Below are 6,710 nucleotides of genomic sequence, written 5' to 3' on the forward strand. Positions count from 1 at the left end.
GTGGCTCCTCCGCTGATCGCAGCATCCGCGCGCCCCCCAGCCTAGCCAGAGAAAATGATGCATCCGCCTCATTGCCGTCGCCGGCCGCTGCGATCTATCGTTCAACGACTGGAATTATATTTCACTATTTCGGAATAATCTCCGACTGCGGCCGAGGAAGGATTGAGTGTGGAAGGTCGTCTGGTACCCGTCGCGCCGGCGCCTCGCGAGACTCTCTGGCACGAGCACCGCGGGCCGCTTCGCGGCGTCCGCGTCATCGACGTCACGTCGGTGATAGCGGGGCCGTTCGCCACCAACCTGCTCGCCGACTTCGGCGCCGAGGTGATCAAGATCGAGCAGCCCGGCGCGGGCGACGCCTGTCGCACCATCGGCCCCTTCGCCCGCGGCGAGTCGCTTCGGTTCCCCAGCCTCGGACGCAACAAGAAGTGCATCACCCTCAATCTCGGCGACGCCCGTGGCGCCGCGCTCTTCAGACGGCTTTGCGCCGATGCCGATGTCGTCGTCGAGAACTACCGGCCCGGGGTGATGGAGCGCTGGCGGCTCGGTCCCGACGACCTGCGCACGGTGAACCCGCGCCTGATCTTCGTGCGCATCTCGGGCTACGGTCAGACGGGCCCCTACCGCGAGAAGGCCGGCTTCGGCACGCCGGCCACCGCGTTCGCCGGGTTGACTTACCTACTCGGGTATCCGGATCGGCCGCCGCTCAATGTCCCCATCGCGCTCGCGGACCTGCTGGCGGGCCTCTACGGCGCCCTGGCCACGGTGATGGCGCTCTACTGGCGGGACGCGTGCGACGGCGGGGGACAGATGGCCGATGTCTCACTCTACGAGTCGGTCTTCCGACTGCTCGACGCGCTCGTCGCGGAGTACGGGGTTACCGGGCGCGTGCGCGAGCGCGCTGGCGACACCAGCGGCGCCTCGCCGGCGGGCGTGTACGAGACGGGTGACGGGCGCCACGTCGTGCTCGTGTGCAGCACCGACCGCACGTTCAATCGGCTCGCCGAGGCGATCGGGCGTCCAGACATGGTGACCGATCCCCGCTACTCGGTCAATGCTCGCCGCGTGGAGCACCGGAAGGCCGTCGACGCGATCGTGAGCGCGTGGCTCAAGGCGCGGCCCCTCGAGGACAGCCAGCGCATTCTCGACGCGGTCGGGTGCCCGTTGAGCCCCGTCTACTCCGTGGCTGACATCTTCGCCGACCCCCAGTACCAGGCCCGCGGCGACATCGTCGAGGTGGACCATCCCCGCCTGGGCAAGGTGCCGCTGCCTGGGCTCGTGCCCGTGTTCTCGCTCACGCCCGGCCGCGTGGTGCACGGGGGGCCGGATCTTGGTACTCACAACGGGGCGGTGCTGGGAGGGCTGCTCGGGCTCGGCGCCGAGGAGATCGAGTCACTGCGCCAGAAGGGCGTGATCTGATGCGGGGCCGAAACGAGTCGAGGTCGTCGCATGAGGAGGGGGACAATGCATACGCTCAGGGTCGTCGTGGGTTTCGCGCTGGGGCTGGCGGTCACCTCGGGCGCCTATGCGGCCGGAATCGAGATCGCGGAGATCGGGAGCTTCCACGTCGGCGGCCGGCAGGTCACGCTGTCGGGACTTCCCAAGAGGGAGATCGTGTTCACCCCGGGCTCTCCGCCGTTCGTCGTCGATCCCAACGGCGACTTCGAGGCGGAGCAGATGTACGTGCAGTACATCCAGCTCACTGCCCCGAGAGCCAAGTATCCCCTCCTCCTGTGGCACGGAGGGGGTCTCACCGGCGTCACGTGGGAGAGCAAGCCCGATGGGCGCCCGGGATGGCAGATGTTCTTTCTGCGCGCCGGCCACAGCGTGTACGTCTCCGATGCTGTCGAGCGCGGCCGCGCTTCCTGGGCTCGCTACCCGGAGATTTTCAAGACCGAGCCGTTCTTCCGCACGAAGAAGGAGGCATGGGAGCTGTTCCGGATCGGGCCCAAGGGCTCGTACGCCACCGACCCGGCGAAGCGTGTCGCCCATCCGGGCCAGCAGTTCCCGACCAGCGCGTTCGACCAGTTCACGAAGCAGGGGGTGCCGCGGTGGGCCACCACCGACGCTGCCACGCAGGTGGCGTACGACGCGCTCGTGCAAAAGGTCTGCCCCTGTGTCGTGCTGGTGCACAGTCAGGGCGGCAACTTCGGCTTCAACGCCGCCCTGAAGGCGCCGGAGAAGGTCAAGGCGGTCGTCGCGATCGAGCCCTCCGGCGCGCCGGACCCGGCGAAGGTCGCCGTCGCGAGCCTCAAGGGCGTACCCCACCTCTTCGTGTGGGGTGACTACCTCGACACGCAGGAACTCTGGATGAAGATCATGCCGAACGTGACACGGTACCGTGACGCGCTGCGGACCACCGGAGGCACGGCCGAGTGGCTGGACCTGCCCAAGGCCGGCATCGCCGGCAACACCCACATGCTGATGATGGACGGCAACTCGGACCAGGTCGCGACGCGCATCCAGGACTGGATGGCGAAGCAGGGATTGATGAGATGACGACAGAGGCTCCCATGGTCACAACATCCTTCCGGTTCCTCGCCGCCTCGGTGATCCTGACGGCGTCGCTGCTGACGATCCTCGTGTCGGTGCCGGTGCCCGCGCAGGGCCGACAGGAGGACTACAGGTCGTTGACGGTGCGAACACCCGACGGTCTCACCATCGCCGTGCAGCAATGGGGCAATCCGAGCGGCCCCGAGATCCTGTTCGTCCACGGCTTCTCCCAGAGCCACCTCTCCTGGGTCAAACAGACGCGCAGCGATCTCGCCCAGGCGTTCCGCGTCATCACGTACGACACGCGCGGGCACGGTGGATCGGACAAGCCGCTGGGTTCCTTCTACGACAACGTCGGGCACAGTCCGTTCTGGGAAGACCCGGCCCGCTTCAACAGCGAGCTCGCAGCGTTCGTCCGCGCCAGCGCGAGCCGATAGGGGTTCTCATCACGGAGGCGATCATGAGTGACGGTATCCAGTGTTCGACGCGCAGGGGTTTCGTCCGGGGCAGCATCGCTCTGACCGCCGGCGTGGCCCTCGCTCCCGGTCTGGCGCGAGCGCAGGGCAAGCCGCTGGTCACCGGCTCCTTCGGCCCGGCGATCACGCTCTACGCCCCGTTCATGGTGGTCGAGGTCGAGGGGCTGGCGCGCGCGGAGGGCCTCGACTTCAAGATCGTGGTCACCGACGGCGGCGCCCGGACGCGCCAGGTCATCGCCGCCGGGCAGGCGAGCCACGCCCACGGGGACGCCAGTCACCCGCTCCAGCTCACCAACCGCGGCAAGCCGACGAAGATCCTGATGGGCACCGAGTCGCGCTGCCCGTACGCGAACATCGTGGTCCGCAAGGACCTCTACGACCAGGGCATCACGACGCCCGAGAAGTTCGGCTACTGGAAGCGGCCGGATGGCAGCAAGCCGGTGATCGCGGCCACGGCGATCGGGTCGGGGACGTGGATGTACGGGAGCTACGTGCTCGAGCGCTACGGCGTGGCCGAGAAGGTGAACTGGGTGGCCGCGGGCGGCGCCAAGACGATGCTCGGCGGCCTCTCGTCGAAGCAGCTCGACGCGATCGTGGCGAGTCCAGCGATCCAGTTCGACGCGGAAGACCGCGGGTGGGGGCGCGTGATCTACGACGTGCGCGATCAGGCCGCGTGGGACCGAGCGTTCGGCGGGCCGATCCCGACGACCGCGGTCTACGCCCTGGCGTCGACGACCCAGGCCCCCGACGTCACCCAGGCCTTCGTCAATGCCGTCTACCGGGCGATGCAGTGGCTCAAGGCGCACGGCGTCGACGAGATCTACGCCCGGGTCGGGGAGAAGTACATGGGCGACCAGAGTCCACAGGCCACCAAGCGTGAGATTGCCTACTTCAAGCAGCTCTGGAAGTACGATGGGATGATGTCGGAGGCCGATTTCAGGAACGGCGGGAAGGTGTGGTTTCGGGAGGGCACGGACATCAAGCCCATCAGCTTCGCCGACGCCGTCGACGCGCGCTTTCTCGTCAACGCGCACCGGAAGTATAGCTCGGGGTAACCGTGACAGCCCCGCGGGTCCGCATCGCCGTCCGCGATCTCTGCAAGACCTTCGCCCTGCAGGGCCGCGAGGTGCGGGCGGTGGACGCGGTCGCCTTCGACATCCCGGAGGGCGAGTTCGTCGCCCTGATCGGCCCGTCGGGCTGCGGGAAGAGCACGATCCTGAACATCGTCGCCGGGCTCCTCGCGGCGACGTCGGGTTCCGTGCTGATCGACGGCGACCCCGTGGTCGCCAACCGTCCCAACCGTCACGTCGGTTATGTCTTCCAACGTGACACCGTGTACCCGTGGCGGACGGTGGCGCGCAACATCGCCTACGGGCTCGAGCTGGCCGGGGCGCCGCGGGCCGAGCGCGACCACCGTGTGGCCCGGATCATCCACGACGCGGGGCTCGACGGCTTCGGAGACGCCTTCCCGCTGGCGCTCTCGGGGGGCATGCGGCAGCGCGTCGCCCTCATGCGGACGCTCATCACGCGGCCGCAGATCTTGCTGATGGACGAGCCGTTCGGCGCGCTCGACACGCACACCAAGCTCGAGATGCACCGGATCCTCCTCGACATCTGGGAGCGCGAGCAGCAGACCGTGCTCTTCGTGACCCACGACCTGGGCGAGGCGCTGACGCTCTCCGATCGCATCGTCGTCCTGTCCGCGCGGCCGGGACGGGTGAAGGAGATCTTCGAGGTCAACCTATCGCGCCCGCGCGACGCGGTCGCCCTCCGCGAGTCGCCCGACTTCGCCGAGGCGTTCTCCCGGATCTGGCACTCGCTCGGCGAGGAGCTCCGAAAGGGGCACGTCGAGTGACGAGGGTTCCGGGGGCGCTCGGCCTCAACGCCTGCCGCGTGCTGGTGGTGGCGGCCATCCTCGCCGTGTGGGAATGGGCGTTCCCGCTCAACGCGCGGTACGACTGGCTGATCCCGGATTTCCTCGACCCTTATTTCGTTTCCCGGCCGTCGGAGATCTGGGCGCGCTTCGTCCGGCTGGCGTGCCTCGTCGACCGGGCCGGGGCGTGGACCCTCGGGCGCGAGGGCGCCTTCGCGGCCTGCCTCGCCCAGAGCCAGAACAACCTCTGGATCGGCACGCTCGTCACGTTGAAGAACACCTTCTGGGGATTCGTGGCCGGCGTGGGGAGCGGCGTGATGGTGGGGCTCGCGCTCGGCCGCTCGGAGCTCCTTGCCACGTTCTTCGAGCCTTTCATCGTCGCCGTGAACTCGATCCCGCGCATCGCGCTTGTCCCGTTCATCATCCTGCTCTTCGGCCTCGGCGACATCTCCAAGATCGTGACGGCGTGGGTCATCGTCTTCTTCGTCGTCTTCTTCAACACGTTCGAGGGCGCGCGAGCAGTGGACCGCGATCACATCGCGGTGGCGCGCCTGTTCGGCGCCAGCCGCTGGCAGGTGACAGCGACGGTGATCGTCCCATCGACGATGGCCTGGGTCTTTGCCTCCCTGACGCCGGCGATCTCGTTCTCGCTGATCGGCGTCATCGTCGGCGAGTTCATCGGCGCGGAGCGCGGCGTCGGGAAGATCATCGTCGAGGCCGAGGCGCGTGCCCAGGCGGCGGACATGATGGTCGCGCTCTTCGTGCTGATGGTGGTGGGCGTCGTCCTGGCGCTCGCGATCCGGCGGACGCAGAGCTACCTTCTCAGGTGGCAGGCGCATTTCCAGGGGCGGGAGTGAGAGAAGCCGCGCCGTCCACCGAGAGGGCTGTCCGCGCCCGGCCGCGAGGGCGCCCTCCGGGCCCGCTCTCCGGGGAATCGATGACCTCCGTCGCGGCGGCGTGCGCGCTGCTCGACGTCCTCGCCGCGAGGCGCGACCCCGCGAGCCTGACCGAACTGGCCGTCGCAACGGGCCGCCCGAAGTCGTCGACGCTCCGGCTCCTGACATCGCTGGTGCGCGGGGGCCTCCTCGTTCGCGACGCCGACGGGCGGTTCCGGCCCGGCCCGCTCGTCTGGCAGCTCGGAATGGTGCGTCACTCGTGGGACGACCTCGCGCGCCGGGTGCGGCCGGAAGTCGAGCGGCTCGCGCGAGAGACCCGCGAGAGCGCAAGCCTCCAGGTGCGCGACGGCGACGCGCGGCTCGTGCTGATGCGCGTGTCGTCGCCAGAGTCCGTGATCCACCGCCTCCGGGAAGGCATGCGGCTACCCCTCGACCGCGGCGCCGGCGGAGAGGTGTTGCTGGCGTTCGGCACCGACCGGCCGGGCGGGCGCCGGGCCGAGGTGCGCGCACGCGGATGGGCCGCGTCCTTCGGTGCCCGGGACCCCCAGGTGGCCGCGGTGGCGATGCCGCTCTTCGACAGCCGGGGCGCGCTCCTCGGCGCCCTCAACGTGAGCGGCCCTATCATGCGGCTCACTCCGGACCGTGTTCCCTCGCTCGTGACGGCGCTCCGCGCGTCCGTGCGGCGCCTCGCGCGCGAGCTCGCGCGGTAGCCCTTACGCGCGCGGTCCGGCGCCGCGCAGGCCCCGGTTCTTCGGTCCTGGCCAGCCTGAGCAGCGTCGTGGCGATGACCAGGAAGAGGCAGACCGAAGCCGACCGCTTGCGCCGGAGCTGCGCCATCGGCTCCTTATACTCCTACCGACCCCCGGAATGACCCGGGGAGGAGGAGAGAGAAGGAGACGAAGGTCAGGCGTGACGGATCAGAGCTTGCTGGCCAGAGGACCGATCGGCTCGCAGCCCTCGAGGCTCAGCCCCAGA

Annotated in this window: 7 protein-coding genes; all 7 read left to right on the top strand. The window is 69.0% G+C overall.

All coding sequences use genetic code 11. From position 1 onward, the window contains the following. The first annotated feature begins 180 nt into the window (after positions 1-180). The 7 genes from HYV93_06125 to HYV93_06155 all read left to right on the top strand — a co-directional run bounded on the left by HYV93_06125 (position 181) and on the right by HYV93_06155 (position 6,445). On the top strand, positions 181-1,416 hold the full coding sequence (locus HYV93_06125) for a CoA transferase (protein MBI2525542.1): 1,236 nt from the start codon (positions 181-183) through the stop codon (positions 1,414-1,416). 45 nt (positions 1,417-1,461) lie between these two features. Further along, positions 1,462-2,496, top strand: a complete 1,035-nt coding sequence (locus HYV93_06130; GenBank protein MBI2525543.1) for an esterase — start codon at positions 1,462-1,464, stop codon at positions 2,494-2,496. 14 nt (positions 2,497-2,510) lie between these two features. Further along, positions 2,511-2,927, top strand: coding sequence for an alpha/beta fold hydrolase (locus HYV93_06135; protein MBI2525544.1), 417 nt, complete (start codon positions 2,511-2,513; stop codon positions 2,925-2,927). 23 nt (positions 2,928-2,950) lie between these two features. Continuing rightward, positions 2,951-4,021, top strand: a complete 1,071-nt coding sequence (locus HYV93_06140; GenBank protein MBI2525545.1) for an ABC transporter substrate-binding protein — start codon at positions 2,951-2,953, stop codon at positions 4,019-4,021. Positions 4,022-4,023: 2 nt separating this feature from the next. Continuing rightward, positions 4,024-4,821, top strand: a complete 798-nt coding sequence (locus tag HYV93_06145) for an ABC transporter ATP-binding protein (GenBank protein MBI2525546.1) — start codon at positions 4,024-4,026, stop codon at positions 4,819-4,821. Continuing rightward, a complete protein-coding gene (locus tag HYV93_06150; protein MBI2525547.1) occupies positions 4,818-5,696 on the top strand; it encodes an ABC transporter permease in 879 nt (292 codons plus the stop codon). Before HYV93_06145 ends, HYV93_06150 begins: the two co-directional genes overlap by 4 nt. A gap of 80 nt (positions 5,697-5,776) precedes the next feature. Next, entirely contained in the window at positions 5,777-6,445 is a 669-nt protein-coding gene (locus HYV93_06155) for an IclR family transcriptional regulator (GenBank protein ID MBI2525548.1), read from the top strand. The last annotated feature ends 265 nt before the right edge of the window (positions 6,446-6,710 follow it).

The sequence above is a fragment of the Candidatus Rokuibacteriota bacterium genome (assembly GCA_016188005.1).
Classification (GTDB): Bacteria; Methylomirabilota; Methylomirabilia; order Rokubacteriales; family CSP1-6; genus UBA12499.